Annotated in this window: 1 protein-coding gene; it reads right to left on the bottom strand. The window is 66.8% G+C overall.

The features are described 5' to 3' along the window. Nucleotides 1-66: 66 nt before the first annotated feature. The gene (locus P2L57_RS39765; RefSeq protein WP_372516099.1) at nucleotides 67-1,425 is read right to left on the bottom strand and encodes an IS256 family transposase; all 1,359 of its coding nucleotides are present in this window, start codon (nucleotides 1,423-1,425) and stop codon (nucleotides 67-69) included. Nucleotides 1,426-1,495 lie beyond the last annotated feature (70 nt).

Genomic DNA, 1,495 nt, shown 5'->3' with positions numbered 1-1,495 from the left:
GGGAGTATCACGAAAGCGGTGTTCACCACTCGGTTGGCGTAGAGGTTTCTCGTTGATCTGATTGGCCTATACCCGTCCGGCCGAGAGGCGGCCGTCGAAGGCGATGTCGAAGGCGTTCATCGCCTCCATCCAGCGGCTGGTCCAGCGCTTGCGGCCGCGGCCGGTGGGGTCGAGGGCGAGCGTGGTGAGGTAGAGGCGCTTGAGGGCGGCGGTCTCGTTGGGGAAATGTCCGCAGGCGTTGACCGAGCGCCGGTAGCGGGCGTTCAGGCTCTCGATCGCGTTCGTCGTTGAGATGATCTTCCGGATTGGAGACGGGAAGCCGAGGAAAGGCACCACTTCACTCCAAGATCGCTCCCACGCCTTCACCGCGGCCGGGTACTTGACCTCCCATTTCTCGCTGAACTCGGCGAGCCGGGCGAGGGCTTCGTCCTCGTTGGCCGCGGTGTAGACGGGTCTGAGGTCGCGGGCGGCGGCGTCCCAGTCCTGGCGCGAGATGTATCGCAGCGTGGTGCGAATGAGGTGAACGATGCAGAGCTGGACCACCGTCTGAGGGAAGACGGTGTTGACCGCTTCCGGCAGGCCCTTGAGGCCATCACAGACGAGCATCAGCACGTCCCGGACCCCGCGGTTTTGCAGCTCGGCGAGGACGCTCTGCCAGTATTTAGCGCCCTCGCCGCCGTCACCGGCCCACAGGCCCAAGATCTCGCGGTGGCCGTCGCAGGTGACCGCGAGCACGACGTAGACCGGTCGGTTCGCCACCGCACCGTCCCTGATCTTGACGTTCACACAGTCCACGAACAGGACCGGGTAAACGGGATCGAGCGGCCGGGTACGCCAGTCCGCCATGGAGTCCAGGGCTTTATCGGTGATCGTGGAGACGGTCTCCTTGGACGTCTCCATGCCGTACGTCTCGGCGAGATGCGCGACGATCTCGCCGGACGTGAGGCCCTTCGCGGTCAGCGAGAGGACCATTTCGTCCAGGCCACCGGTCCGCCGGGCGTACTTCGGCAGCAGACCGGAGGTGAAGGTGCCCAGCCGGTCACGGGGGACCTGCACCGTCACGGTGCCGACCTCCGTTATGACCTTCCTGGGGCGGTAGCCGTTGCGGGCGTTGCCGCCCGAGCGCGAGCCCTTCCCGCCGGTGCGGCCGGCCTCCTCGGCCAGGTGCAGGTCCATCTCCGCCTCGACGGCGGCCTGCATCAGGTGCCGGGCCAGCTCGACGAGCAGCCCGCCCTCGCCCATCAGCTTCAGTCCGCCGTCACGGACCTTGTCGGCGGCGAGTTCGGCCAGCTCGTCCAGCAGACGCGGGCTCACCCCGTGCGCGGCCGCCACCTCGCAGCTCAGGATCGTTGCCTTCGATGCCACACCAGCACCGTCAACGCCGCTGCCCAACACCGCAACCGACACGCCGTCAGCGTCCTCGATCAGGTGACTGCTCTTCGTGTCCATCTGGGGTCCCTTCTGATCGGGTGCCCACCTGATTCATGACACTCCC

It is taken from the genome of Streptantibioticus ferralitis, from assembly GCF_029223525.1.
In the GTDB taxonomy this organism is placed as follows: Bacteria; Actinomycetota; Actinomycetes; order Streptomycetales; family Streptomycetaceae; genus Streptantibioticus_A; species Streptantibioticus_A ferralitis.
This window is presented reverse-complemented; position numbering and strand designations above follow the sequence as displayed.